Annotated in this window: 24 protein-coding genes and 1 pseudogene; 12 read left to right on the top strand and 13 right to left on the bottom strand. The window is 61.9% G+C overall.

The window, feature by feature from the left end:
- Window positions 1-48: 48 nt before the first annotated feature.
- The 7 genes from RF819_RS04765 to RF819_RS04795 all read right to left on the bottom strand — a co-directional run bounded on the left by RF819_RS04765 (window position 49) and on the right by RF819_RS04795 (window position 5,329).
- Window positions 49-999: an AEC family transporter gene (locus tag RF819_RS04765; RefSeq protein WP_078366771.1), complete on the bottom strand. Its 951-nt coding sequence runs from the start codon at window positions 997-999 to the stop codon at window positions 49-51.
- Window positions 1,000-1,132: 133 nt separating this feature from the next.
- Complete coding sequence (locus RF819_RS04770; protein ID WP_078363917.1) at window positions 1,133-1,276, bottom strand: DUF3149 domain-containing protein; 144 nt, start codon at window positions 1,274-1,276, stop codon at window positions 1,133-1,135.
- 131 nt (window positions 1,277-1,407) lie between these two features.
- Window positions 1,408-1,947: a DUF3299 domain-containing protein gene (locus tag RF819_RS04775; RefSeq protein ID WP_078363918.1), complete on the bottom strand. Its 540-nt coding sequence runs from the start codon at window positions 1,945-1,947 to the stop codon at window positions 1,408-1,410.
- 30 nt (window positions 1,948-1,977) lie between these two features.
- The gene (locus RF819_RS04780) at window positions 1,978-2,226 is read right to left on the bottom strand and encodes a hypothetical protein (RefSeq protein ID WP_078363919.1); all 249 of its coding nucleotides are present in this window, start codon (window positions 2,224-2,226) and stop codon (window positions 1,978-1,980) included.
- A 71-nt stretch (window positions 2,227-2,297) separates the two neighbouring features.
- Window positions 2,298-3,500, bottom strand: a complete 1,203-nt coding sequence (locus RF819_RS04785) for an ABC transporter permease (protein WP_078363920.1) — start codon at window positions 3,498-3,500, stop codon at window positions 2,298-2,300.
- Between the two features lie 16 nt (window positions 3,501-3,516).
- Window positions 3,517-4,179, bottom strand: coding sequence for an ABC transporter ATP-binding protein (locus tag RF819_RS04790; RefSeq protein ID WP_078363921.1), 663 nt, complete (start codon window positions 4,177-4,179; stop codon window positions 3,517-3,519).
- A gap of 31 nt (window positions 4,180-4,210) precedes the next feature.
- Window positions 4,211-5,329 (bottom strand): mechanosensitive ion channel family protein, encoded by a 1,119-nt coding sequence (locus RF819_RS04795; protein ID WP_242473350.1) that lies wholly within the window; start codon window positions 5,327-5,329, stop codon window positions 4,211-4,213.
- A 155-nt stretch (window positions 5,330-5,484) separates the two neighbouring features.
- On the opposite strand from RF819_RS04795, the gene RF819_RS04800 reads away from it, so the two are divergent.
- The 3 genes from RF819_RS04800 to RF819_RS04810 are packed head-to-tail and all read left to right on the top strand — an operon-like array spanning window position 5,485 to window position 10,415.
- Window positions 5,485-7,611: an HAD family hydrolase gene (locus RF819_RS04800; protein ID WP_200224535.1), complete on the top strand. Its 2,127-nt coding sequence runs from the start codon at window positions 5,485-5,487 to the stop codon at window positions 7,609-7,611.
- Window positions 7,611-8,441 (top strand): HAD-IIB family hydrolase, encoded by an 831-nt coding sequence (locus RF819_RS04805; RefSeq protein WP_078363924.1) that lies wholly within the window; start codon window positions 7,611-7,613, stop codon window positions 8,439-8,441. The genes RF819_RS04800 and RF819_RS04805 overlap by 1 nt, the downstream gene beginning before the upstream one ends.
- A gap of 21 nt (window positions 8,442-8,462) precedes the next feature.
- Window positions 8,463-10,415, top strand: coding sequence for an amylosucrase (locus RF819_RS04810; protein ID WP_078363925.1), 1,953 nt, complete (start codon window positions 8,463-8,465; stop codon window positions 10,413-10,415).
- 6 nt (window positions 10,416-10,421) lie between these two features.
- Here the strand turns inward: RF819_RS04810 and RF819_RS04815 are convergent, their stop codons facing one another.
- Window positions 10,422-10,931, bottom strand: coding sequence for a Fur family transcriptional regulator (locus RF819_RS04815; protein ID WP_078363926.1), 510 nt, complete (start codon window positions 10,929-10,931; stop codon window positions 10,422-10,424).
- 225 nt (window positions 10,932-11,156) lie between these two features.
- Between RF819_RS04815 and RF819_RS21285 the strand changes: the two genes are divergently transcribed.
- From RF819_RS21285 to RF819_RS04860, 9 genes and pseudogenes are all read left to right on the top strand, one after another.
- The gene (locus RF819_RS21285; RefSeq protein WP_158081234.1) at window positions 11,157-11,294 is read left to right on the top strand and encodes a hypothetical protein; all 138 of its coding nucleotides are present in this window, start codon (window positions 11,157-11,159) and stop codon (window positions 11,292-11,294) included.
- Entirely contained in the window at window positions 11,288-12,046 is a 759-nt protein-coding gene (gene aztA / locus RF819_RS04825) for a zinc ABC transporter ATP-binding protein AztA (protein ID WP_078363928.1), read from the top strand. Before RF819_RS21285 ends, aztA begins: the two co-directional genes overlap by 7 nt.
- Window positions 12,043-12,924: a metal ABC transporter permease gene (locus RF819_RS04830; RefSeq protein WP_078363929.1), complete on the top strand. Its 882-nt coding sequence runs from the start codon at window positions 12,043-12,045 to the stop codon at window positions 12,922-12,924. Before aztA ends, RF819_RS04830 begins: the two co-directional genes overlap by 4 nt.
- A 32-nt stretch (window positions 12,925-12,956) precedes the next feature.
- Window positions 12,957-13,883 carry a metal ABC transporter substrate-binding protein gene (locus tag RF819_RS04835; RefSeq protein WP_078363930.1) on the top strand — a complete coding sequence of 309 codons (927 nt, stop codon included), beginning with the start codon at window positions 12,957-12,959 and terminating at the stop codon, window positions 13,881-13,883.
- 167 nt (window positions 13,884-14,050) lie between these two features.
- Window positions 14,051-14,230 (top strand): annotated as a pseudogene (locus RF819_RS04840) (GTP-binding protein); the annotation flags it as partial.
- A 73-nt stretch (window positions 14,231-14,303) separates the two neighbouring features.
- Window positions 14,304-15,866 carry an ABC transporter substrate-binding protein gene (locus RF819_RS04845; RefSeq protein WP_078363931.1) on the top strand — a complete coding sequence of 521 codons (1,563 nt, stop codon included), beginning with the start codon at window positions 14,304-14,306 and terminating at the stop codon, window positions 15,864-15,866.
- Window positions 15,867-15,868: 2 nt separating this feature from the next.
- Window positions 15,869-16,840, top strand: a complete 972-nt coding sequence (locus RF819_RS04850) for an ABC transporter permease (RefSeq protein ID WP_078366772.1) — start codon at window positions 15,869-15,871, stop codon at window positions 16,838-16,840.
- On the top strand, window positions 16,837-17,658 hold the full coding sequence (locus RF819_RS04855) for an ABC transporter permease (RefSeq protein WP_078363932.1): 822 nt from the start codon (window positions 16,837-16,839) through the stop codon (window positions 17,656-17,658). Before RF819_RS04850 ends, RF819_RS04855 begins: the two co-directional genes overlap by 4 nt.
- Window positions 17,655-19,127 (top strand): ABC transporter ATP-binding protein, encoded by a 1,473-nt coding sequence (locus RF819_RS04860; RefSeq protein ID WP_078363933.1) that lies wholly within the window; start codon window positions 17,655-17,657, stop codon window positions 19,125-19,127. The genes RF819_RS04855 and RF819_RS04860 overlap by 4 nt, the downstream gene beginning before the upstream one ends.
- 47 nt (window positions 19,128-19,174) lie before the next feature.
- Here the strand turns inward: RF819_RS04860 and crtA are convergent, their stop codons facing one another.
- The 5 genes from crtA to ntrC form a co-directional block, all read right to left on the bottom strand.
- On the bottom strand, window positions 19,175-19,936 hold the full coding sequence (gene crtA, locus RF819_RS04865) for a spheroidene monooxygenase (protein ID WP_078363934.1): 762 nt from the start codon (window positions 19,934-19,936) through the stop codon (window positions 19,175-19,177).
- 175 nt (window positions 19,937-20,111) lie between these two features.
- Complete coding sequence (locus tag RF819_RS04870) at window positions 20,112-20,978, bottom strand: HDOD domain-containing protein (protein ID WP_078366773.1); 867 nt, start codon at window positions 20,976-20,978, stop codon at window positions 20,112-20,114.
- A gap of 133 nt (window positions 20,979-21,111) precedes the next feature.
- Window positions 21,112-21,972 carry an HDOD domain-containing protein gene (locus tag RF819_RS04875; protein ID WP_078363935.1) on the bottom strand — a complete coding sequence of 287 codons (861 nt, stop codon included), beginning with the start codon at window positions 21,970-21,972 and terminating at the stop codon, window positions 21,112-21,114.
- A 96-nt stretch (window positions 21,973-22,068) separates the two neighbouring features.
- On the bottom strand, window positions 22,069-22,611 hold the full coding sequence (gene msrA, locus RF819_RS04880) for a peptide-methionine (S)-S-oxide reductase MsrA (RefSeq protein ID WP_078363936.1): 543 nt from the start codon (window positions 22,609-22,611) through the stop codon (window positions 22,069-22,071).
- A gap of 88 nt (window positions 22,612-22,699) precedes the next feature.
- A complete protein-coding gene (gene ntrC, locus RF819_RS04885; RefSeq protein WP_078363937.1) occupies window positions 22,700-24,259 on the bottom strand; it encodes a nitrogen regulation protein NR(I) in 1,560 nt (519 codons plus the stop codon).
- Between the last annotated feature and the right edge of the window lie 47 nt (window positions 24,260-24,306).

Below are 24,306 nucleotides of genomic sequence, written 5' to 3' on the forward strand. Positions count from 1 at the left end.
ACATCGGGACAAACCCGGCAGAAGCGCCGGGCCCGCAGTGCCAAAACCTCAGCCGAGCCAGCCCACCAAAGCCATCACCAGCGAAATCGTCAACAGGCCCAACAAGGTCGACACCGCCAGGCTGGCGGTCACCAGTTCTTGTGCGACCTCGTAACGCTGGGCAAACAGGAACACATTGGCGCCCATGGGCAAGGCGGCGGTGACGATCATCACGTTCAGGGTGGGGCCTGCCATGCCCAGCCCCCAGCCCAAAAGTGCTACCAGCAATGGCAGGGCCAGGTTTTTCAGCAGGCTGATGCCCAAAGCCGCTTTCAGGTGGGTGCCAATCTGCACCTGTGTCAGCATCGCACCCACCAGCACCAGCGCCACCGGCCCAAAGGCACTGCCCAGCAATTGCAGCGGCCGGTCCACCACCTCGGGCAACACCAGCCCGGTCTGCGCAAACAACAAACCCGCAATGATCGGCATCGGCACCGGGTGGATCAGGCCACCTTTCAAGGCCAGCAACACCGTCAGTGCCATGTGCTGCTGGCCGCCCTGCCCGGCCAGGCGCGCCTGGCGTGCACTGGCCATCTCCAGCACCACGGTGGTGATGGTCAACATCACCAGCAAATGCACCGACACCAGGGTCAGCAGCGTGACCATGCCGGCCTGCCCGTAGGCCAGGCTGATCAGCGGGATACCGATCATCACGGTGTTGCTGAAGGTGCAGGCCAGCGCCAGCACGGCGGCCCGGTGGTCGCGGCCCTTGCCCACAAAAACGCCCATGAACAGCAGCAGCACGGCGGCGAAGTACATGAGCAGTGGCCTGAAGTTGAGCTGCTCCACATGCACCGTGCTCATGGTGCGAAACAGCAAGGCCGGTGTGAGCACCGAAAACACCAGGTTGGAGAGGTCTTTGTTGGCCTCGACCCGGATCAGTCCAGCTCGAACCGCGATGAAGCCGATAGCAATCAAAAAAACCACGGGCAACAAGGCCGAGACAACAGGACTGTTCACTTCAAACAACACATGGGATAACAAAGACAACGCATGAAAACACAAAAACCACCCAGGCGCTGGCCAGGGTGGTTTTTGAATGCTGATAGCCGGGGGGGTGACGCTCAGGTCGGCCGCCCGGCCAGACAGGGCGTTATTTGTGCGCGCTACGTTCGGCCTCAGCCATTTTTTTCCGCAACACAACATAGGCATAACCCAGACCCGCAATCATCGCGGCGATGACCACAACACTCATCAGCCCGTAGTCGGTGGAAAAAAGATCTTGCAACGCTTTCATGGTTTGGCTCCTTGTCAATCAGGTCAATACGGCCCAAAGACCCTACTGTGCGACAGGAATTGCACTCAAAACATGACAAGGATCAAGTCCAGCCCAGATTCAAAGCAGAAACCGCGTTTGGACGGGCGGGTTCACCTGGTTTGCTGGCCATCGAGCATGCGGTAATACAGACCCGTCGGGTCGTCTGACAACACGGCCAAGGTGCCCTCCACCAGCACCGGCTCCAGCGAGTACTTGACCGGTGTGCGGGTCTTGACTTCGATCATGCTCTCGGGCCCGCCAGGTGTACAAAAGGCGCAGGTCAACGGCACCGAGGTCAAGAGGAAATGGGTCTGTTTCTGGCCCGGGCTCAGCGGCATCATGAAACCCTGCACCCGCTGGGTTTTGCCGTCCAACGCCAGCACCGCGGCGGGAAAGGTCGGCAGCACCCGCTTCTTGACCACGCTGACCTTGACATCCGACAGCAGCGACCAGGGCAACACATCGGCACGTTCGACCAGCGGCGCAAACGGGCTGTTGGGGCTGTGCACACCCGGGCCGGCCCCCGAAGGCACACCGGCGATCGGCGAACTCAGCTGCGCCAGGGCAGGCGCGGCTGCCGCCAACAGCAGGACAGACAGCGCCAGACCCCGCCAGCCCAAGCGACCTTCTCTGCGCACCCAATCACCCATGGACGACCCCTTTTTTGAAACCCACTGATGTTAGTGCGTGTGTTTCATGCCGCAAAACTTGCCAATCGCCAGGCCCTTGCATTCCACCTGCAGCTGCTTTTCACAGACCTCGTCAGACTTGCCCGACTCCAGGCATTTGGCGGCATTTTCGTGCGCGGTGGCCATGGCCCGGTGGCGCGCAATGTCCTCTTGCGTGGCTTTGTCCAGTAGCGTCGTGGCAGCTATGCCAAAAGTAGCAAATGACCCCATCAACATAAGGGCTAGAAGGCTTTTTTTCATACAAACTCCAGACTAAGTTCTAGGGGAAACGACAACAACAGATCGGGGCAGAGCAGCAGCCACATCGGACCTCAGCGGCCCTGCAGAAGTTCCAGCACACTGACGCGGTAGGCCCCCAGCGCGGGCAGCAGCGCCGCCCCCAGTGACACCAGCAGCGCCAAGGCGGGCACCACCAACAAGTCGGACGGCCAGACCCAGCCGCCCACCAGCAGCGAGCTGTCGAGCTGCAGGAACCAGCCCAGCGCCGCGGTGCAGCCCTGGCCCAGCAACAGACCCAAGGCGCCCGCCAGCAGGCCCAGCCAGAGCGCCTCACACAGCAGCAAAGCCGCCACCCGCCGGGGCGGTGCGCCCAGCATACGCAGCAACGCCAGGTCGGCCCGGCGCTCACGCACCGCGCTCCATAACGCGATGAACACACTCAAACCAGCGGTGAGCAAGAGCACCGCCGCAAAAGCGCGCAGCACCTCGGTGCCCAGGCCCAGCATGTGCAAGAGCCGGGTGATCTCGACCGCCGGGGCGGCGGCCTGCATGTCGGTGCTGCTGTTGACATAACGCGGAAAAGTCAGTGCCGCCATCGGCGTTTTGTACCGCACCAGCGCCAGCGTGATTTCACGCTCGTCTTCCATCACAGCGCGGTCTTCGTCATCGAGTGCGGTGTAGTCCTCGTGCACCTTCCAGACCGAGGCCGTGTCGGTCAGGATCAGGCGGTCCAGCACACTGGCGCTGGGCTGCAGGATGCCGACCACGGTGTAGGTACTGTCACCGTGAACATGGCCACCTGCGCCCAGACCATGCGAGCCAACAAAGGTCTGGCCCAGCTGCAGCCCAAGCTGGCGCGCCACCGTCGAGCCCAGCACCACCTGCATCGGTGTGGTCCAGAGCTGGCCCTGCGCCAGCTGCGCGTTGTAGTGGTGGATGTAGTTGATGCTGGTGCCCACAATGCGGTAGGCGTGGAAGTTGTCGCCCAGGCTGATCGGGATGATCTGCGCCACCTGCGGGTGGCTTTCAAGCTCGCGAATGTCTTTCAGCGGCACATTGCCGGTGGGCACATCCACATGCAACACACCGCTCAAAATCAGCTGCATCGGGCTGCCCTTGGCACCCACCACCACGTCGATGCCCGCCAGATCGCGGTCAAAGGCTTTTTCCAGCTGGTAACCGACCAGCAGCAAAAAGGTCATTGACGCTAGGCCCAGCGCCAGCAGCAGCACATTGAGCGCCGAATTCAGTGGCCGCGCCCACAGGTAACGCCAGGCCAACCACAAGGTCTTCATGCTGTGGATTCCATAGCTACTGGCCCTTTAAGAATAAGGGCTCAAAGCCATTTTGACCATCAGGCTTGGGCGGGATCAGCCGCGCCACCCGGGCGTCGTGGGTGGCAATCACCAGGGTTGCGCCTTGGGTTTGGGCGGTGGCCAGCAACAGCGCCACCGCATCGGCAGCGGCGACATCGTCCAGGCTCGCGGTGGGTTCATCGGCCAGGATCAGGGCGGGCTGCAGCAACACGGCGCGCGCCAGCGCCACCCGCTGCGCCTGCCCACCCGAGAGCTGCGCAGGCAGGCGTGCCGCCAACTCAGCCACACCCAGTGACGCCAGCGCCTGCTCGATGCGTGCAGCGTTTTCTGGCACACCGGCCGCCCACTGCGCCATGGCCAGGTTTTGGTAAACAGTGAGTGCCGCGCTCAAATGCAACTTCTGGGGCAAAAAACCGATGGTCCGGGCACGCCAGGCATCGGCGGCGGCAGGCTTGAGCACGCCAAGCAGTTGCCCGGCCACCTCCAGCTGACCATCGGTGGGCGCCACCAAAGCGGCCACCAGCGCCAGCCAGGTCGATTTGCCACAACCCGAGGGGCCGCTGAGCAACAACACCGTACCGGGCGCCACCATCACATCGGGAAAAACCAGCGTGGCACCACCTGGATAAACAAAACGCAAAGCCTGAGAGCGAATCATGGCGCGCAGTCTACCCAAGACGGCTCAGCCCTCAAGAGGCGGTGGCCTGATCTGATGCAGGTGACGGCCTGTTTTCAGCCCCTTGCGCCATGTCGGTGAGGGTCGGTGCCGAGGCAATGTGCAACGTTTGTGTCGGAAAGGCAAAACCAATGCCACGCTCGGCGAAGTCCCGCACCAGCTGCAAGTTGATGGCCTGTTGCGCGTCCATGTAAACGTTGTAGTCCGGTTCACGCACGTAATAGACCGCCTCAAAGTCGAGCGAAAAAGCGCCGAATCCCTTGAAGTGTGCGCGGTCAAAACGTGCTGCCGTTTGTGCCTCGATGGCTTGGCGGATCAGGTCTGGAATGGTTTTGAGTGCTGGTTCAGCCGTGTCGTAGGTCACCCCGATGGCAAACACCACACGGCGCTCCTGCATGCGTTTGTAGTTGCGGATGCGGCTCTTGAGCAAATCGTTGTTGGAAAAAACAATCTGCTCGCCACCCAAACCACGGATGCGGCTGGTTTTTAAACCCACATGCTCCACTGTGCCCATCAGGTCGTCCACGGTGATGAAGTCACCAATCACAAACGGTTTGTCGATGGCAATCGACAACGACGCAAACAGGTCACCCAGAATGTTCTGCACCGCCAGCGCCACCGCAATACCACCAATACCCAGACTGGCGATCAGCGCGGTGACATTGAGCCCGAGGTTGTCCAGGATCAGCAGTGCCACCAGTGACCACAGCACCACCCGCCCGAGGAAGGACAGCAGCGAGCGGGTCATCTCGCGTGCGCCGGTCTCATTCACATCACCCTGGGCAAACCGGTGGCGCAGCCAGAAATCCAATCCCCGCGTCGCCCAGAAACCACACTGCAGCAGCATCAGCCCAATCACAGTCCGATCAACAATTTTCTGCAAACCGGTCGGCAGCTCAAGAAACAGGCTGGCGATATACAGGCTGACCACACTGGCCAACAGCACCCGTGTGGCCGACAACACCTCGACCAAAAAGTCGTCAATCAAGGTGTCGGTGTTGCCTGCCAGGCGCTGCAGGCGACGCAACACCACACCCCGCAAAAAGTACAACACAACTAGGAAAACCGAGGCGGCCAGCAGCGCACTGAGCCAATGGGCAGAGGTGTTGTCGGCAAGAAGTTGGCGAAACAAGGGGCCTCCCATCCTGAAAAGTCATTACAAGGCACCAATTATATTTGCACAAATATAATTGGTGCACAATGACCCCAACGGCTCTGCGTGCCAGGACGTTCCAAACGGAGACAAAAGCCATGAAAAATGACCCGACCACAAACACTTCACCCCCTTTGAGCATTGCCCTGATCAGCATCCACGGCCTGATCCGCGGCCATGATCTGGAACTGGGGCGGGATGCCGACACCGGCGGACAAACCAAATATGTGGTGGAGCTCGCCAACGCACTGGGTGAACGTGATGACGTCGCCAAAGTGATGTTGTTGACACGCCGCGTGGTGGACGATTTGGTCAGCCCCGACTACGCCGTGGCAAATGAGCCGCTGTCGGCCAAGGCCAGCATCGTGCGTGTGGAATGTGGTGCGCCAGGCTATGTGCGCAAAGAGTTGCTGTGGGACTCGCTGGACAGTTTTTCAGACAATGTGTTGGCCTATTTCAAACTGCCCGGAAACATGCCGGACGTGATCCACAGCCACTATGCGGATGCGGGTTATGTGGGGGCGCGTCTGTCGCACCAGCTGGGGATTCCCTTGGTGCACACCGGCCATTCTCTGGGGCGCAACAAACGCAAACAACTGGTGGCCAGTGGTGTCAAACGCAGTGAGATTGAATCAACCTACAACATCAGCCGACGGGTAGAAGCCGAAGAAACCACCTTGGGGGCGGCTGAGCGAGTGATCACCAGCACACAACAGGAAATTGAGCAGCAATACGGCTTGTACGACTATTACCAGCCCCAAGCCATGCGTGTGATTCCGCCGGGCACCGACCTCAAGACATTTTTCCCGCCGCAGGGCGAGGACGAAGACCCGAGTGTGGCCCTTGAACTCGCCAAATTTCTGAAAGAACCCACCAAACCCATCATTCTTGCGCTGTCACGCCCGGACCCCAAAAAGAACATCATTTCCCTGATCGAAGCTTATGGCGAGTCGCCCAAATTGCAGCAAGTGGCCAATCTGGTGATTGTGGCGGGCAACCGGGACGACATTCAGGACATCAGCGGTGTGTCAAAAACCGTGCTCAACGACATCCTGCTGGCCATCGACAAATACGATTTGTATGGCAAGGTGGCCTACCCCAAACACCACAAGGCGTCCCAAGTACCCACCCTGTACCGGCTGGCGACCCGCCTGGGCGGTGTGTTTGTCAACCCGGCCCTGACCGAGCCATTTGGTCTGACCCTGATCGAAGCCGCAGCCTGTGGCCTGCCGCTGGTGGCAACCCAAGACGGTGGCCCCATCGAGATCATCAAAAACTGCAACAACGGCTACCTGATCGACCCGCTGGACAAAGCCGCCATGGCCAAAAAGCTGCTGCTCACGCTCACCCGCAAAAAAGATTGGCAGCGGTTCTCGGCCAACGGTGTGGCCGGTGTGCGGCAGTTCTACTCTTGGCCAGCGCATGTGGAGAGTTACCTCAAGGTGATCCGGCCTCTGGTGGCCAAAACCGAGCCTGTCGTCAAGCTGAGCTTGAAGCGTCGGCCCAACCTGTTTCGTCGGCAGGCACTGTTCACCAGCCTTGACCTGAACCTGACTGGGGATCAGGCCTCTCTCGCTGAGCTGTTGAAGCTGATTCACGACCAACGCAAGGCATTCATCTTTGGCATTGCCACTGGTCGGCATCTGGATGATGCTCTGGTGGTGTTGCGCCAGCACGGTATTCCCGAGCCCGACATCCTGATCACCAACCAGGGAACACACATCCACTACGCGCCCGAGCTGACACGTGACACGGCTTGGGAGCGACACATCGACCACCATTGGAATCCACAGGAAATTCGCACCCTGCTGGCGGAGATTCCGGGCCTCAAGATGCAACCCAGAAACTGCCAGAGCGCCTTCAAGATCAGCTACTTCATCGACCCAGCAAGCGCCGATGTCACGGAGATCCGGCAAGTCCTGCTGCGCAACGACCAAGCCGTCAACCTGGTGTTTTCGTTTGGCCATTTTCTGGACATCCTACCTGCGCGCGCGTCCAAGGGGCTGGCATTGCGCTGGTGCGCCGACCAGTTTGGTTTCCCGCTTGACAACACACTGGTTGCAGGTGTCACACGTGCCGATGAAGACATGTTGCGCGGCAACACCATGGGGGTGGTTGTGGCCAACCAGTACCCCCCGGAACTGTCTGAACTCAGTGATGTGGACAAAATCTATTTCTCCAAAGACCTGTACGCAGCCGGTATTCTGGAAGCCATTGCGCACTACCAATTTTTGACACCTAACAGAGACAAAACCACCTGATGACACGCCTGCTGCTTTGCACCGACCTGGATCGCACGCTGATCCCCAACGGATCTCAACCCGAGTCGCCACAAGCGCGCGCCTTGTTTGCCAAGCTGGCAGACAACCCAGGTGTGACACTGGCCTATGTCAGCGGCCGCCACCAGGCGCTGATCCAGCAGGCAATTCGCGACTTCGACTTGCCCACGCCCGCTTTCGCCATTGCTGACGTGGGGGCTTCGATCTACCAGGTGACAGGGACGGTGTGGCAACGTTGGCACGCATGGGACGCCCATATTGCCCCGGCGTGGGCGGGGGCCAGCCACAACGATCTGCGAGGTCTGCTGTCTGGCATCACGGCGCTGACCCTGCAGGAGCCCGAAAAACAGGCGATCCACAAACTCAGCTACTACGCGCCGATTGACACCCAAACAACGGACTTGTTGGCGCAGATAGAGGCCCTCTTCAAACCTTCGGGCATCCAGGTCCATCTGATATGGAGCATCGACGAAGCAACCCAACAAGGCCTGCTGGACATCCTGCCAGCCTCTGCCAACAAGTTACATGCCATTGAGTTTTTGATGGCAAAGCAGGGTTTCGCGTGTGATCAGACGGTGTTTGCCGGCGACAGTGGCAACGACCTGGATGTGCTGACCAGCGACATTCCGTCCGTGCTGGTGGCCAACGCCGACGCGGACATCAAGGCCCGCATGGCCAACGTTTCGCCCGCCAAGCTCTACCTCGCCAAAGGTGACTTCCTGGGCATGAACGGCAATTACGGCGCCGGCATTCTCGAAGGTGTGGCCCATTTCCACCCGGGCATGGCGGTCTGGTTGCGCCAACAACATTGATATGAATCGAAAGCCCACCCCATGTACGAACAAGAATCCCACGCGCTGTTAAACGACATCCTGACCAAACTCAAGCCAGAGTTGAGCAATACCCACACCCGCCACTTCTACACCCGCCTGGGAGCCAACTTTTACGCCATCCATTCGTTGTTTCACCTGCTGTATGGTGAGCGCGAGGACTTCAAGCAGCAGTTGTCGAGCCTGGTGGAGACACTGGCCTTGCGTTATGTGCAGCGGGCGCCACACTTGCGCGAGTCAGACATGGCGCGCGAAAAAAACTACAACTGGTTCCTGAGCCAAAAATGGGTGGGCATGGCGCTGTACTGCGACCGTTTCGCCGACAACCTGAATGACCTGCAGACCAAACTTCCCTACCTGCAAGACCTCGGCATCAATCTCTTGCATGTCATGCCGATTCTGGATTGCCCGCCGGAGGCCAGCGATGGCGGTTATGCGGTGCGCAACTACCTCGAAGTGGATGCACGTTTTGGCAGCACCAACGATGTCGAGGCGTTGGCCAGTTCACTGACCCAGCGTGACATGTTGCTGGTGCTGGACGTGGTGGTCAACCACACCTCGGACCAACATGAGTGGGCGAAGCGCGCGCGCCAGGGCGACAAAAAATACCAGGACTATTACTACGTTTTTGACGACCGCAGCCTGCCCGACGCCTATGAACAAGGCATGCCCGAGGTCTTTCCACTGCAGGCACCAGGCAACTTCACCTGGGATGAGGCCATGGGCAAGTGGGTGATGACTGTGTTCAACACCTACCAGTGGGACTTGAACTACCGCAACCCGTCGGTGTTCATTGAGATGTTGGACGTGATCCTGTTCTGGGCCAACAAAGGGGTGGATATCCTGCGACTCGACGCGGTGGCCTTTTTGTGGAAAAAGATCGGCAGCAGCTGTCAGAACGAACGCGAAGCCCATCTGCTGCTGCAACTCATGAAAGACTGCTGCCAGGTCACCGCACCAGGGGTGCTGTTCATTGCCGAGGCGATTGTTGCCCCGAGTGAGGTGTCCAAGTATTTTGGTGAAGATGCGATCAACGCCAAGGAGTGCGAAATTGCCTACAACGCCACCTTCATGGCCTTGTTGTGGGACGCGGTGGCCACCAAAAATGCCCGTTTGCTCAACCAGGGGGTCAAAAGTTTGCCCACCAAACTGGAACGTGCCACCTGGCTCAATTACGTCCGTTGCCACGACGACATCGGCCTGGGCTTTGATGACCGTGATATCAGCCTGGCTGGGTATGACCCACGCCAACACCGCCAGTTTCTGATCGAGTATTTCACCGGCCGGTTTGAGGGTTCACCCGCGCGTGGCTTGCCCTTTGGTGTGAATAAAAAAACCGGTGACGCGCGTTTTACTGGCTCCTTGGCCTCCTTGGTCGGCTTGGAATCGGCCCTGCAGAGCCAGGATGAACAAGCCATCGATGCAGCCATCAAAACAATTGTGTTGTTACACAGCATGATCCTGTCGTTTGGTGGTATCCCGCTGATTTATTACGGGGATGCGTTGGGCACGCTCAACGACATGGCCTACATGACCGACCCCTTCAAGGCCAACGACAACCGATGGGCGCACCGTTCCCACTTTAATTGGGAAAAAGCTGAAAAACGCCATCAAAGCGGCACCGTCGAACACAAATTATTCAGCACCATGAAAAAGCTGATCGCGCTGCGCAAGGAACTGGTGGCCTTCGCGGACTTTGACAACCGGCAACTGCTGTCGGTCAACAACCTCAACCTGCTGGCCTTCTTGCGCACAGATCCCAAAAACAGTCACAACAAAGTCTTGGTGGTGGGCAATTTCAGCACCGAAGCACAGCGGTTTGACATAGACCCGCTGAGCTCGTGCACCCTGTTCATGCACCACGATGTCAAAGACCTGGTGGCAGGAACTCGGTTGGCACTGGACAGCCACGGCCTGCTGATCCCGCCCCTGTCCTTTTATTGGTTGTCGGAATAAGCTGATTCAGGCCGACCCGGCGGCGGCGCTGGCGCAATCGGCACACACGCCACGCACCGCCAAGTCCAGGCTCACATCCTGGTAACCCAGCGCTTTCAGAGCCTGCAGCGCACCTTCGGCAGCGGCCTCCAGATCCAGCGCATTGCCTTGCAACGCTCCGGCCAGCGGGCTGTCGCGGTGGCAGGTCTGGCATTCAAAGTGCGGCATGGCCTTGACACTCTCGGGCATGGCCTGGTAACGGCGCACCCGATTCGCATCCACCCTGCATAGCAAGAGGCCCACCTGGGTCAGCCGGTCAATCAGGCGGTACAACGTGACGCGGTCCAGCGTCACGCCCTTGTCCGGCTCGGCGCCCTGCAAGGCCGACAACAGCTGCGCATGGGTGTAACTGGTATCGGCGTGCGCCAGAAACCAGCCCAGCACCAGGCGCGCCGCCACCGTGCGTCGCAAGCCGTGGGCCGAGAGCAGCGCGTCGATGGGGTCCGTGCGCGCCGGGTGTGCAGAAGAAACCGTCATGGTGTGGGCCTCAAATCAAGATTATTGCCATTGAGTTGCATTAACTCAAAAATGCAAGTCAATTGCGATACACTATACCGCAACCCAGTTGCACTAGCGAAACAACCGCTCTGTTTGATGCCCTCTTCTTATCCCCCACACAGCCCTGACACCCCGCCCGCGCCAGGTCAAAACCACGACCATGGCGCCGGTCATAGCCACACCCATCCGGCAACGCAAGGCCACTTGAGCACGTCAAGTCCCGACCTGCGCAGCAGTGTGCTGGGCTGGCCAGCCTGGCAGCGGTTGTTGCTTGTGTTGCCGGTGTTGCTGCTGCTGTGGCTGGCCGTGCTCTGGGCCAGCGCCGAGGTGCAGCCATGGTGACGGTCGAGAACCTGACGGTGAGTTACCGCCAGCACCCGGCCCTGCACCACATCAGCGGCCGTTTTGTGGACGGGTCGCTGACGGCGGTGATTGGCCCCAATGGCTCGGGCAAAAGCACCCTGCTCAAAAGCATCATGGGCCTGCTGCGCCCGGCGGGTGGGCGGGTGCAGGTGAACACCCCACGCGCACGCATTGCCTACATGCCCCAGCTCACCGAGATCGACCGCACGTTTCCGATGTCGGTGCAGGACTGTGTACAGCTGGGCTGCTGGGCTGCCAGCGGCGCCTGGGGCGGGGTCACCCCGGCGCTGCGGCAACGCGTGGCCAATGCCATCACCGAGGTCGGTTTGACCGGTTTTGAGCAGCGCAGTGTGGGCTCACTCTCAAGCGGGCAATTGCAACGGGTGTTGTTTGCTCGGCTGATGGTGCAGGACGCCGATCTGATCTTGCTCGATGAGCCCTTCAACGCCATGGACAGCCGCACCACCGACGCACTGCTGGCCCTGGTCCACCGCTGGCATACCGAGGGCCGCACCGTGGTCGCGGTGTTACACGACGACGAGCAGGTGCGTGCCCACTTTGACCAGACGCTGCTGCTGGCACGTGAGCTGGTGGCCTGGGGCGACACGCACACCGTGCTGACCGGGCCCAACCTGCAACGCGCCCGCGCCCTGGCCGAGGCCTGGGACGACCACGCCGACATCTGCCACACCGACGAGTTGCCCTCACTACCAAAGCGGGAGGCTGTATGACGATGGCCCCCTGGTTGTGGGACAGCCTGATTGGCCCGTTTGCCGAATTTGCCTTCATGCGCCGTGCGCTGGTGGCTACGCTGGCGCTCTCACTCAGCGCCGCGCCACTCGGAGTGTTTCTGACATTACGGCGCATGAGCCTGCTCGGAGACGCGCTGAGCCATGCGGTGCTGCCCGGTGTGGCGGTGGGGTTTTTGCTGTTTGGCCTGTCCCTGCCAGCCATGGCACTCGGTGGGGTGGTCGCTGGGCTGCTGGTGGCCGGCATTGCCGGTCTGGTCAGCCGCGCCACCAGCCTCAAAGAAGATGCCAGTCTGGCTGCGCTGTACCTGGTGGCGCTGGCGATTGGCGTGGCACTGATCTCGCGCCAAGGCAGCCAACTGGACCTGTTGCATATCCTGTTTGGCAGCGCACTCGGTGTCGATGCACCCGGGCTGCTGCTGGTGGCCGGTGTCGCCAGCCTGAGCCTGCTGCTGCTGGCCGCCGGTTACCGTGGCCTGGTGCTGGAGACCTTTGACCCGGTGTACCTGAGCGCCGCTGGCGGCAGGGGCTGGGTCTGGCAACAGGGCTTTCTGATGCTGGTGGTGCTCAACTTGGTGGCTGGCTTTCAGACCCTTGGCACACTGATGGCGGTGGGCCTGATGATGTTGCCCGCCGTCTCGGCCCGCCTCTGGCATGAACACCTGAGCGCCCAGCTGGTCAACGCCAGTGTGCAGGCCATGCTGGCCAGCCTGGCCGGGTTGCTGCTGTCTTACCACCTGGACACCCCCAGTGGCCCCACCATCATTGGTTGTGCCGGGGTGTTGTATGCCTTGTCATTGCTGTTGTCGCCGGGCGGCTGGCTGCCCAAATTGCTCAAGCGCCCACACCGGGTGGCGTGAGCCCTGTCTTTACATCCTGAAAGGAATATCCCATGAAACGACTGACCTTGAAATGGTTGGCCTGCGCCGCCCTGAGTGCGCCTTTGCTGCTGCAAACCAGCCACGCCGCCGAACCAATCCCGGTGGTAGCCAGCTTCAGCATCCTGGCCGACCTGGTGCAGGTGGTGGGTGGTGAACGCGTGAAGGTGCAGGCCCTGGTCGGGCCCGATGCCGATGCGCATGAGTTCACACCCTCGCCTGCCGATGCCAAGGCGATTCTGGGCGCACGTCTGTTTGTCATCAACGGGCTCAATTTCGAGCCCTGGGCGCAAAAATTGGCCAAGTCAGCCGCTTACGCTGGCCCGACTCTGGTGGCCAGCCAAGGTGTCAAACCCCGCAGCATGCCCGCCGAAGAAGCGCATGGGCATGGGCATGACCATGGCCACTCGGCCACCGACCCGCACGCCTGGCAAGACCCAACCAACGTCAAGCTGTATGTGAAAAATATTGCCAAATCGCTCTCCAGCCTTGATCCGCAGGGGGCTGACAGCTACCAGAAAAATAGCGACGCCTACATCAAGGAGCTTGATACGCTGGATAGCTTTGCCAAAGAGCAGCTGGCCAGTCTGAGCCCGCGTCAACGCCAGGTGATCACCTCACACGATGCTTTTGGTTACTTTGGCGCGCGTTACCAGATCCGTTTCCTGGCGCCCCAAGGCATCTCGACCGAGGGTGAGCCCAGTGCCAAAGAGGTGGCCAAACTGATCCGCCAGATCAAGCAGGACAAGATCCGCGCGGTGTTTGTGGAAAACATGAGCAACCCCAAGCTGCTGGCGCAAATTGCCAAGGACACCGGCGTGACCCTGGGCGCCAAGCTGTATGTGGACGCCCTTTCCAGCCCCAGTGAGCCAGCCAGCACTTACCTGAAGCTGATGCAGCACAACGTCACCCAGTTGGTGGCGGGCATGAAACTCAACTGAGTCTTGACACACGCGGGCAGCGCCCGCGATGCTGGGCCTGAAGCATCCGGCCAGCTGCAATCGGTGCAGGGCGCCGGGTGCAGACCGCTTTGATATTCATTTTGTAGCGTCAAGCGCTTGTTCAACAAGCGCTGGGGCTTCTTTTTGTCAAAAATTTGGAGGTCCCTATGCAACATTCCCTTGTGCCTGTCACGGTGCTGTCGGGTTTTCTGGGCGCGGGCAACACCACCTTGCTCAACCACATGCTGGCCAACCGGCAGGGGCTGCGGGTGGCGGTCATGGTCAATGACATGAGCGAGGTCAACATCGACGCCTCGCTGGTGAACAAGACGACCCGCTTCCATCATGGGAACGCATGAAAACCCCGCCTGAGCCAGCTCCCGCCCTTGGCTCCACGGTTGTAACTTCTCAAATACTTGTATGAAACCTATCGTCTCTGCCAGCACAAACTTCTTGCTTCGCCGCGCCCTGCTCCTGGGCTTGGTCGCCGCTGTCCCTGCGGCCGTGGCCCAAAGCGGCCCCTCGGCCAACGCCCGCGTCCTCAAGGTGGCTGCACCTTGGGAAATCGGCAGCCTGGACCCGTCCAAGACCGGCTACATCTTCACCCGCCTGGAAATCACCGAAACCCTGGTGGATGTGGATGCCACTGGCCAACTCAGCCCCGGCCTGGCCGCACGCTGGAGCGTCTCGCCCGACCAGAAAACCTGGCGCTTTGCTGTGCGGCCCGGCGCCCTGTTCCATGACGGCTCGGCCGTAACCCCCGAGGCCGTGGTGCGCAGCCTGGAGCGGGCACTGGCCCAACCCGGCATCCTCAAGAACACCCCCATCCAACGCATCGCGGCGGTCAACGGTGAGGTACAGATCGCGCTCAAACAAGCCTTTACCGCGCTGCCGGCCTACCTGGCCCACAACAGCACCCAGATCCTCGCGCCCGCCGCCTTTGCGGCAGACGGCACAGTGCAGGCGGTGCTTGGCTCAGGCCCCTACAAAATCGTGCGTATCAATGCACCCCAAAAACTGGAGACAGTTGCCTTTGAGGGCTGGCGCGGCAAACGCCCGGCGGTCGAGCGGGTGGAGTACCTCTCCAGCAGTCGCGGCGAAACCCGGGGCATGCTGGCCGAAAGTGGTCAGGCCGACCTGGTCTTCACCCACGATGCGGTGGCCATCGAGCGGCTCAAACGCAACCCACGGCTGCAGTTCCACACCCTGCCGATTCCGCGCACGCTGTACCTCAAGGTCAATGCCGCACACCCGCTGCTCAAGGACGTGAAAGTGCGCCAGGCCATCAGTCTGGCGATCGACCGCCCGGGCATCGCCAAGGCCATTCTGCGCGAACCCAAGGCCGCAGCCACCCAGCTGTTCACGCCCGGTATGGCCGAATGGCATGTGCCGGGCTTGCAGCCGCTGACCCGCGACCTTGGCAAGGCCCGCCAGCTCCTGCAAGAGATTGGCTGGCAGGCGGGGCCGGATGGTCTGCTGCGCAAGGACGGCCGCCCCTTCAAGCTCACACTGCACACCTTCTCTGACCGGCCCGAGCAGCCGCCCATGGCTACCGCCATCCAGGCCCAGCTGCGCGAGGTCGGTATGGACGTGGCGGTGGCCATCGTCAACGCCAGTGACATCCCCGCCGGTCACCAGGACGGCTCGCTGGAGCTGGCGCTGGTGGCGCGCAACTACGCGCTGGTGCCCGACCCGATTGGCACCCTGTTGCAGGACTTGGGTCCCAAGGGCGGCGACTGGGGTGCCATGGGCTGGCAAAGTGCCCAGGTCACCAGCACACTGGAGAGCCTGAGCAGCGCCAATGATCCGGCGCGCCGCTCGCGCCTGCGCGGAGCGCTCGCCACCGTGTTGCAGGCCGAACTGCCGATCATCCCGGTGGCCTGGTACCAGCACACGGCCACCAACAGCCAACGGATCGGCAATGTCAGCATCGACCCGCTGGAGCGCAGCTACCGCATCAGCCAGTTCACCTGGGCGAAATGAGCATGGGCTGGACATGGGTAGCCCATCAGAGTGCACGTTTGCTGGGCCAGGGTGCCCTGGTGGCTGGCGCCGTGGGGGCGCTGAGTTTTGTCATGACGCGGGCCCTGCCCGGTGATGCGGCCTACCGCATTGCCGCAGGTCGTTATGGGTACGACCTGGTCGACACAGCGGCGGCCGATGCAGTGCGCAGCGAACTGGGCCTGGACCAGCCCGCCTGGCAGCAACTGCTGCACTGGCTGGGCGACCTGCTGCAACTGCGGCTGGGTGAATCGATGGTGTCGGGCGACCCGGTGGTCGATGAAATCACCCACCAGCTCGGACACACACTGCAGCTCTCTGTGGCCGCGTGGCTGTTGGCCATCACCCTGGGCTTGCTCTTGGGCAGCTGGGTGGCTTTACGTGGCGGCCACTGGAGTGCCCGCTGGATCCAGCCAGTGTGCACGTTGCTGCGGGCCAGCCCGGCCTTTGTGCTGGGCGTGGTGCTGATGCTGGGCCTGGGTGTGCATCTGGACTGGCTGCCGGTGGCAGGCCATGGCGAGGCCATCAACCTGGTGTTGCCCGCTCTGGCCCTGGCTCTGACCCTGCTGCCCGGCATGACCCAGGTGGTGAGTCAGCGGCTGCAGCAGGTGCTGGCCTCTGACGCTTTTGAGTTCGCGCTGACCAAGGGTTTGCCACTGCGCGCTGCCCTGTGGCGCCACGCCCTGGCGCCGCTGGCGCTGGGCACCCTGGCCTATGCGGGCATGCAACTGGTGCTGCTGGTCGAAGGTGTGGTGGTGGTGGAAAGCCTGGTGGCCTGGCCCGGCATTGGCCATGCGCTGGTGCATGCTGTCCTCTCGCGCGATGTGCCCATGATCCAGGGCACGGCGCTGGCCATGGGTCTGCTGTTTGTGCTGCTCAATGGGCTCATGGATGCCGCCGTGCAATGGCTGGACCCGCGTCTGCGCGAGCCCGCTGGCAGAAGGAGTGCAACATGAGCGCCGCGTCACCCTCTGCCATCGTGACGTCGCCTGCACCGCTGGGACGCTGGGGCGTTTGGGTCCTGCTGGCGGTGTTGCTGCTGGGCCTGCTGAGCACCTGGCTGGGGCCAGACCCCGCCATCCAGAACCTGGACCAGAGCCTGGCCGCCCCCAGCACCAGCCATTGGCTGGGCACCGACCACTTGGGCCGCGACCTGCTGGCCCGCCTGGGCGAGGCGGTGCGTGTGTCGTTCTGGCTGGCGCTGGGCTCAGCCCTGCTGGCTGTGGGGCTGGGCACCGTGCTGGGGCTGTGCGCCGCCTGGCAGCGCGGGCTGACCGAGCGCCTGCTGTGTCTGTGTGCCGATGGTGTGGCGGCCATCCCTGGCTTGCTCTGGGTGCTGCTGGTGGCCGCGCTGGCACCGGGGCAAAAATGGGCGCTCTACAGCGGGCTGGTGCTCACCGCCTGGGTGGAGTTCTTCCGCCTGGTGCGCAGCCGCGCCAGCATGACCCTGGCGGGTGATGCGGTGCAGGCCGGGCGCCTGCTGGGTTTTGGTGCGCCTTACCTGTTGCGCTGGCATGTGCTGCCGCCCCTGCAGTCCGATCTGCTGCGCCTGTGGAGCTACGCCGTGGCCAACGCGGTGCTGGCGGTCGCGGCCCTGGGTTTTGTGGGGGTGGGCCTGCGCCCGCCCACGGCCGAACTGGGTCTGATGATGACCGAGGCCCTACCCTACTACGACGAAGCCCCGTGGCTGCTGGCCGGCCCGGTGCTCTTGCTGGTACTGACGGTGGCCGCCCTGCAATCGGCCACGCGGCCGCATGAAAGAGAGAGCGCATGAACGCCCCCCTGTTGCAGGTCAAGGACCTGCGTATCCACCTCCAGCCCAATGCACAGCAGCCGAAAGGGCGTACCCTGCTGGAAGCCTGCAGTTTTGCCCTGAACGCTGGTGAGCGCCTCACCATGGTGGGGGAATCAGGTGCGGGCAAGTCGCTGCTGGCCCAGGCCATCATGGGCACCTTGCCTGCGGCCTTGCGGGCCAGTGGCGCCATCTCGATCGGTGGTGTGGCGACCAACGGCGAGCGCGCCCTGACCCAAGCGCTGTGGGGTCGGCGCATGATGATGCTGCCGCAGGAGCCCTGGTCGGCACTGAACCCGCTGATGCGCATGCACAGCCAGGTGGCCGAGGCCGCCCATTTTGCGCGCGGCCTGGACTGGCCCACGGCCAGACAACAAGCCAGCACCCGCTTGCAGGCTGTGGGCGTGGGACATGCCGCACAACAATGGCTGCACCAGATTTCAGGTGGCATGGCCCAACGTGTGGGTGTGGCCTGCGCCGCCGTGGCACAGGCCAGCCTGTTGATCGCCGATGAGCCCACCAAAGGCCTGGACCCGCAGGCCTGCGCGCAAGTGGCACAGCTGTTGATGGCGGCCCAGACCCAGGGGCAGGCCCTGCTCACCATCACCCACGACCTGGACCTGGCCGCCCAGCTGGGTGGCCAGATCGTTGTCATGCGCCAAGGCCAGATCGTGGAACAGGGCCCGGTCCAGCAGGTGCTGCAGCAGCCGCAACATGCCTACACCCAGGCCCTGATCGCTGCCCAACCCAAACACTGGGCCAACTATCCCTTTGCCGCAACTGGCGAGGCTGAACCGGTGATACAAGCGCATGGCCTGAGCAAGTGCTACGGCGAGCGCCGCTTGTTTGACGGGCTGGACCTGGCGCTGCAGGCGGGTGAAGTGGTGGCCATCAGCGGCCCCAGCGGTTGTGGCAAAACCACGCTGGGCAATGTGTTGCTGGGTGTGGTGCAGGCGGATGCCGGACAGGTACAACACCGCACCGGCCTGCCCCGCTGGAAGTTCCAGAAGCTCTACCAGGACCCGCCTGCCGCGTTTTCAGCTTTTCGCACCCTGGGTCAGGCATTGGCCGATGTGCGCCAGCTGCATGGCCTGTCCGATGCCCAACAAACCCAGTGGATGCAGGCCCTGGGTCTGGATGAGGGCCTGTTGGCGCGGCGGCCCCACGAGGTCTCGGGTGGGGAGTTGCAACGTTTTGCGCTGCTGCGCCTGATGCTGCTGCAGCCGGCCTTCCTCTTTGCCGACGAGCCCACCTCGCGCCTGGACCCGATCACCCAGCGCCACACCATGCAGGTGCTGTGTGACTGCGCAGCGCAATCGGGCTGTGCGGTGCTGCTGGTCAGCCACGATGCCGACCTGGCCCGCAGCAGCAGCCACCGGCATTTGTCGATGGCCGACCTGGGCCGCCAGACGCCACCCCAACATGCCTCTGAAACACTCTGTTTTCAGTAGCTACTAGCCCTTTCAAAATAAGGGCTAGAGGCCAAAAAGACTGAAACTCAAGCGGGCTCGAATTCCTCGACGGAGGCCGCAGGCTTGGCCGGTGCCAGCTTGGCGAGCGCGGCCAGCGGGTCTTGGCCTTTCCAGCTGCCCTCACTGCCGAGCAGCCGGAAGCGGGCAAAGAAATACTCCACCAGCCACTTCTCCGAATAGGCGGACGCGATGGCTTTGCCGTGGTAAGTGTTGCCCCGTGCAAAAGCCGCCATCGACTGGCCATCGGGCCAGATCGAGAAGGTCATCTGGTAGAACAGCGGCGTCTCACCCATGCCGATCTTGAACACCACGTTCGGGTCGGCACCAATCATCTGGGAAATGTTGGGCGCACGGCTCCAGAAGCGGGTGGCGGCACCGAGTTTGACCTGCGCCCGGGTCAGCGCCACCAGCGGGCCGTCTGGCATGGCGTTGGAGTCGTAGTTGTCGGCAGTGAACGGCACCTTGCCACCCCACAGGCCTTTGGCGGATATTGGGTTGAGGTAGACCGTCCAGTGTTCATCCGACTTGGCGCGCCATTGTTGGAACAGTGCCTGGTTGGCGATCTGTTGGCGGGCCGTGGCTTCATCTGGCCAGACGGTGAAGATGCCCCAGACCGCCGTGTTGGGTTGGGGCGTGAAACCCTCGCCCGTACCAGAGCCCAGCAGCTTGTAGAACTGCAGGTCGGGCATGTTGTTGAGCGGCCCCCGCGCCCAGGCCATCTGGCCAACCACCCATAACCTGTCCAGCACGGACTCGAAGTGAAAGATGCTCAGGCAGACGGTGGTCATGGCAAGCTCCCGGTGACAGCTTCAAACCCCATCTGACGGGTTGAGTGGTGGGCTAGAACAAGGGCTGGCAGATGGTGCCTGCTTGGGGGCAGTCCAGCCCTTGGATTCTAGGCCGGGTGGGTATTGATACAGGTCAATTCAGCCACGCCACCCGGTGTGCGGGCACGCTAGCGCCTCACTCAAACAGAGCTTCCAGACCACCACTCAGTTCGGCCAAGGGGGGCATCACCCCCCGGGCATCCCGGTGACCGGCTTCGGCCAGCGCGGGTGTCCAGTTCGGCTCCAGGTTCAGATGCAGCCGCCTGGCCACCGCCAAGGGGTAACAGTCCAGCTGGGCCTTGTAACCCAGGGCCAGCACCTCGACACTGGCGCGCCAGGCCCCCAGATGCACCCAGGCGGCTGCTTCCGAAAAATTGGGAGCTGCCAGGGGCTGGGCCACGTGGCGCAGCGCATCCACCAGCGAGAGCGGGAAATGCCAGACCTGCGCCAGCTCAGCCGACACGTCACCATAGTGAAAACCAAACGCATCAAGCTCCAGTTGCGCTCGCCGGGTATCCAGCACACTCATTTGTTTGTTCAGCGCCACCAGGTCTGCCGGCATCATCACATGCATGTGCAGCTGACCAATGGCATGCATCACCCCCAGCGTGAAAACCCGGTCGGCATCCACATCGGCCTGGCTCGCCAACCAGCGCGAGGCACAGGCGGTGTACAGGTTGTAGCGCCAGAACTGCTTCAGATCGAGCCCCGTCGTGGCCTTGAAGGCTGCGGCCACCGTGCTGCCAATCACCAGGTTGCGCACCATCACCAGACCCAGCGTCTGCAGCGCTGCCTCGACCGTCTCAATGCTGCGCGGTACCTTGAAATAGGGCGAGTTGGCCAGCCGCAGCACTCTGGCGCTCAAGGCCGGGTCCAGCGCCAGCTGCTCGGCAATCTGGCTGACCGACACCTCGTCATCGTTGAAACTGGCAATGAGTTTCTGGCCCACTTTGGAAATGGTGGGCATTTTGTCGGGCTGGTCAATCAGGTGCTTGAGTTTCATGAGCTCGCTTTCGCCACTGAAGGTGTACATGGGTCAGCATGGTGCGATCTGCACCACACACACGGTCTGGCCAAGGGCACACTGGCTTGGCCTGCAGGCACAGGACCCTCAGGTCCAGAGCCGGGGATCGGGTTCACTCAAACAAGGCGTCCAGGCCCTGGGTCAGTTCGGCCAGGGGCGGCATCAGCAGCAGCGCGTCAGTGTGGGATTGCGCTGCCAGCGCGGGGGTCCAGTTGGCTTGCAGGTACAGCCGTTCACCCACATCAAACGGGTAGTTCGCGACCTGCTCCGCGTCGCTCCAGCCCAGCACCTCGGCGCGGGCACGCCACGCCCCCATATGCACCAGAGCCGCCGCCTCCAGAAATTCAGGCGCCGCCAGCGGGTCCACGATGTGGCGCAGTGCGTCCACCAAAGGCAGCGGCAAATTCCACGCCAAGGCCAGTTCGGCCGACACATCACCGCAATGGAAGCCCAGCGTGCGCACCTCCAGTTGCGGGCGCCCCGGGTGCAACACACTCATTTGCTGGTCCAGCGGGGCCATGGTCTGTGGCGCGATGGCATGCAGTTGCAACTGGCCAATGGCATGTAACAAGGCCAGCGTGAACACCCGATCAGCGTTGAAGCCAGTACGTTCGGCCAGCCACCGTGCGGCGCACGCCGTCTCGAGGTTGTAGCGCCAGAACTGCGGCAAATCCAGACCGGGTGTCGCCTTGTAGGCCGCCGCCACGGTGCTGCCCAGCACCAGATTACGCACCATCACCAGGCCCAACATCTGCAGTGCACCATCGACCGTACCGATGGTGTGCGAGACCTGGAAATAGGCCGAATTGGCCAGCTTGAGCAATTTGGCGCTCAAGGCCGGATCGGCGGCAAGCTGCTTGCTGATCTCGGCCACCGACACCTGCTCAGCACCAAAACTGGCCAAAAGCTGCTGGCCCAACTTCGGGATGGTGGGCAACTTGCTGGGGATGTCGATCAGGCTTTTGAGGTCCATGGAGTCACTTTCTCAAAGAGACGTGTGGGGCGCGACTATTTTCTCCCATCCTCCACGCCGATGGTGTGCAATTTGACCTCAGCAGCCCCCCTGGCCTCAATCCAATGCCAGACGGGCAAAGGTTTTCCTGAACTTGGCCACCTTGGGTGCCGCCACCGCCAGGCAATAGCCCTGGTGCGGGTTGCGCGCAAAGAAGTCTTGGTGGTAGTCCTCGGCAGCACTGTAGTTGTGCAAGGGCAGCACCTCGGTCACGATGGGGCGTGTGTAAATGCCGCTGGCCATCAGCTCCTGAACGATGTCCTGCGCCACCTGCTGCTGGCTGGCGTCCGTGAAATAAATACCACTGCGGTACTGGCTGCCGTGGTCATTGCCCTGGGCGTTGAGCGTGGTCGGGTCATGGATGACAAAAAAGATCTCCAGGATCTCACGCAAACTGATCTGGCCTGGGTCAAACACCAGCTTAACCACCTCGGCATGCCCAGTGCGTCCGGTGCAGACCTGCTCATAGGTGGGCTGCGCGACGTGGCCGTTGCAGTAGCCCGACTCCACCGCCACGATGCCCTTAACCTTGGCGTAAACCGCATCCAGGCACCAAAAACAACCTCCGCCCAGGGTGATGGTGTGATGTGCTGTTGGCATAGGTGTCTCCTTGGGTGGTCTGTCAAACTTTGGATTGTCTACAGACTGGCAATACCCTTGCGTCAGACCGCCATTGCCCCACCCGCCCCTATTCCAGACCCAGCTCCTGGATTTTGCGGGTGATGGTGTTGCGCCCGATGCCCAGTCTTTGCGCCGCCTCGATACGCCGGCCCCGGGTGCTGGCCAGGGCCGCCAGGATCAGGCGGGACTCAAAACGGCGGGTGAGTTCGTCCCACACATCACAACGGTCGGTGGCCAACAGGGCGTGGGCATCAGCCTCCAGGCCCAGCTCCCAGCTGGACGGCTGGGGCAACGCGGCCGCAACCTCTGCCACACGCAGTTCGACATCATCCAGATGGGCACCTGACAGCGCATCCGCCTGAACACCCGCCGGTTTGGCCATGACTTCCGCCAAACCGGCCGGAAACGCCTGGACCACCTCAGCCACCCTGCTGGTGGACGCAGGCAAGGACCGGTTGGCGCCATGGGTCACCTCCACCTCGGGCGGCAAGTCCTTGGGTTCTATCAACTGGGCGGGGGCCATGACGGTGAGCCAGTGGCAGATGTTCTCGAGCTGACGCACATTGCCGGGAAATGAAAAATCGCTGAGCCAGGCCAGAGCAGCCTCGGAAATCCGCTTGGGTTCCACACCCAGTTGGGCTGCACTTTGCTGCAGGAAATGGCGGGTCAGCGCGGGGATGTCCTCGCGCCGTTCACGCAGCGCAGGAAGACGCAGGCGGATGACGTTCAGACGGTGGAACAAGTCTTCGCGGAACACCCCTTCCTTGACCCGTTGCTCCAGATTCTGGTGGGTCGCGGCAATCACCCGCACATTGGTCTTGACCGCACCATGGCCACCGACCCTGTAAAAGTGACCATCTGACAGCACCCGCAGCAAACGGGTCTGCAGGTCAAACGGCATGTCACCGATTTCGTCCAGGAACAAGGTGCCACCATCGGCCTGTTCAAAACGGCCACGGCGCATGGTCTGGGCACCGGTGAAGGCCCCCCGTTCGTGGCCAAACAATTCAGACTCCAGCAGGTCTTTCGGAATTGCAGCAGTATTGATAGCAACAAATGGCCCACTGGCGCGGGGTGAGTGCTTGTGGAGTGCTCTGGCGACGAGTTCTTTGCCGGAACCCGACTCACCAGTGACCATGACCGTGACATTGCTCTGGCTCAATCGCCCGATGGCCCGGAACACATCCTGCATGGCGGGTGCCTGGCCGAGCATTTCCGGGGCTTCGGTGATACGTTCTTCGGCCACTTCCTCGCGCTGGCTCTCTTCGACCGCACGGCGGATCAGCTCCACCGCCTTGGGCAAATCAAACGGCTTGGGCAGATACTCAAACGCACCGCCCTGAAACGCCGATACCGCGCTGTCCAGGTCCGAATACGCCGTCATGATGATGACCGGCAGACCGGGCAACTTGGCCTTGATTTTTTCGAGCAGGTCCAGACCGGAGCCGCCTGGCATACGGATGTCACTGACCAGCACCTGCGGTCCGCGGTCGCTGTCGTCGTCCAGGGCACTCAGGACATCACGGGCATTGGTAAAACTGCGGGTGGGCAGGTTGTCACGCAAGAGCGCTTTTTCAAGCACGAAGCGGATCGACTGGTCATCGTCAACAATCCAGATGGGCTTCATAGTGTGTGGTCACCTCGTTAAGTACCCACGCTCTGGCCGGGTACAGC

The organism is Rhodoferax fermentans (assembly GCF_002017865.1).
In the GTDB taxonomy this organism is placed as follows: Bacteria; Pseudomonadota; Gammaproteobacteria; order Burkholderiales; family Burkholderiaceae_C; genus Rhodoferax; species Rhodoferax fermentans.

Bases quoted from the DNA above. Each gene is read 5' to 3' on its own strand.
- RF819_RS04845 (WP_078363931.1), top strand. From the start codon at position 14,304: ATGAAACCTATCGTCTCTGCCAGCACAAACTTCTTGCTTCGCCGCGCC.
- RF819_RS04850 (WP_078366772.1), top strand. From the start codon at position 15,869: ATGGGCTGGACATGGGTAGCCCATCAGAGTGCACGTTTGCTGGGCCAG.
- RF819_RS04815 (WP_078363926.1), bottom strand. From the start codon at position 10,931: ATGACGGTTTCTTCTGCACACCCGGCGCGCACGGACCCCATCGACGCG.
- RF819_RS04805 (WP_078363924.1), top strand. From the start codon at position 7,611: ATGACACGCCTGCTGCTTTGCACCGACCTGGATCGCACGCTGATCCCC.
- RF819_RS04875 (WP_078363935.1), bottom strand. From the start codon at position 21,972: ATGGACCTCAAAAGCCTGATCGACATCCCCAGCAAGTTGCCCACCATC.
- RF819_RS04810 (WP_078363925.1), top strand. From the start codon at position 8,463: ATGTACGAACAAGAATCCCACGCGCTGTTAAACGACATCCTGACCAAA.
- RF819_RS04780 (WP_078363919.1), bottom strand. From the start codon at position 2,226: ATGAAAAAAAGCCTTCTAGCCCTTATGTTGATGGGGTCATTTGCTACT.
- RF819_RS04785 (WP_078363920.1), bottom strand. From the start codon at position 3,500: ATGAAGACCTTGTGGTTGGCCTGGCGTTACCTGTGGGCGCGGCCACTG.
- ntrC (WP_078363937.1), bottom strand. From the start codon at position 24,259: ATGAAGCCCATCTGGATTGTTGACGATGACCAGTCGATCCGCTTCGTG.
- RF819_RS04835 (WP_078363930.1), top strand. From the start codon at position 12,957: ATGAAACGACTGACCTTGAAATGGTTGGCCTGCGCCGCCCTGAGTGCG.
- RF819_RS04830 (WP_078363929.1), top strand. From the start codon at position 12,043: ATGACGATGGCCCCCTGGTTGTGGGACAGCCTGATTGGCCCGTTTGCC.
- RF819_RS04770 (WP_078363917.1), bottom strand. From the start codon at position 1,276: ATGAAAGCGTTGCAAGATCTTTTTTCCACCGACTACGGGCTGATGAGT.
- crtA (WP_078363934.1), bottom strand. From the start codon at position 19,936: ATGACCACCGTCTGCCTGAGCATCTTTCACTTCGAGTCCGTGCTGGAC.
- RF819_RS04855 (WP_078363932.1), top strand. From the start codon at position 16,837: ATGAGCGCCGCGTCACCCTCTGCCATCGTGACGTCGCCTGCACCGCTG.
- msrA (WP_078363936.1), bottom strand. From the start codon at position 22,611: ATGCCAACAGCACATCACACCATCACCCTGGGCGGAGGTTGTTTTTGG.
- RF819_RS04860 (WP_078363933.1), top strand. From the start codon at position 17,655: ATGAACGCCCCCCTGTTGCAGGTCAAGGACCTGCGTATCCACCTCCAG.
- RF819_RS04870 (WP_078366773.1), bottom strand. From the start codon at position 20,978: ATGAAACTCAAGCACCTGATTGACCAGCCCGACAAAATGCCCACCATT.
- RF819_RS04775 (WP_078363918.1), bottom strand. From the start codon at position 1,947: ATGGGTGATTGGGTGCGCAGAGAAGGTCGCTTGGGCTGGCGGGGTCTG.
- RF819_RS04790 (WP_078363921.1), bottom strand. From the start codon at position 4,179: ATGATTCGCTCTCAGGCTTTGCGTTTTGTTTATCCAGGTGGTGCCACG.
- aztA (WP_078363928.1), top strand. From the start codon at position 11,288: ATGGTGACGGTCGAGAACCTGACGGTGAGTTACCGCCAGCACCCGGCC.